Below are 683 nucleotides of genomic sequence, written 5' to 3'. Positions count from 1 at the left end.
GTTGCAGAGCAGCACGCCGATATCGCGGCACGGTTGACGGCATCGGTGATGGAGGTATTGGTGAAGGTTGGCGATAGGGTGAAGCAAGGAGACGTGTTGGCGCGGCTAGAAAGCGATGATCTCGACGCGCGAGTTCGTCAAAGTGAGCAGGCTTTATCCTCTGCACAAGCGCAGCTTAACGCGGCGAGAAAGGAGTTTTCTCGTGTCAGAGCGCTTTTAAACAAAAAACTGATCCCTCAATCGCAATTTGACCAAGCGGAAAGTGCGCTGCAAACCGCACAAGCCAACTTCAATAAAGCGCAAGCGGCGGTCTCCGAGGCGGAAACGACCTTTGGCTACAGCATCATTACTGCACCGTTTGATGGTTTGATCACGCAAAAGCCCATCAACAAGGGTGATACCGCGACACCGGGGGCTTTGCTTTTATCAATGTACAATCCAAACTCGTTGGAAATAGAGGTGAACTTTGCTGAGTCTGTCATGCCTTATGTGACTTATGATAAAGAAGTGGACGTTGTTTTTCCGTCTTACAACCTCAACGCGCAAGCGGCAGTAAAAGAAGTGACGCCGTCGGCAGATGCCAACTCGCGCAGTTATACCGTAAAGCTTCAATTTGAGCCGCCAACGGCTATCTATCCAGGTACATACGCCAAAGTCGCGTTGACCTTGACCGACGATGTTGT

General features: G+C 51.0%; 1 protein-coding gene. It reads left to right on the top strand.

Going from position 1 to position 683, the window contains the following annotated elements; genetic code table 11:
* Nucleotides 1-683, top strand: a 683-nt coding sequence (locus R8N47_RS25465; protein WP_318186137.1) for an efflux RND transporter periplasmic adaptor subunit, incomplete at both ends; no start/stop codon positions are given.

This window comes from Vibrio sp. 2132-1 (assembly GCF_033344315.1).
Note: the sequence above shows the minus strand (reverse complement) of the source record. Positions and strands in the feature narration are given on the sequence as shown.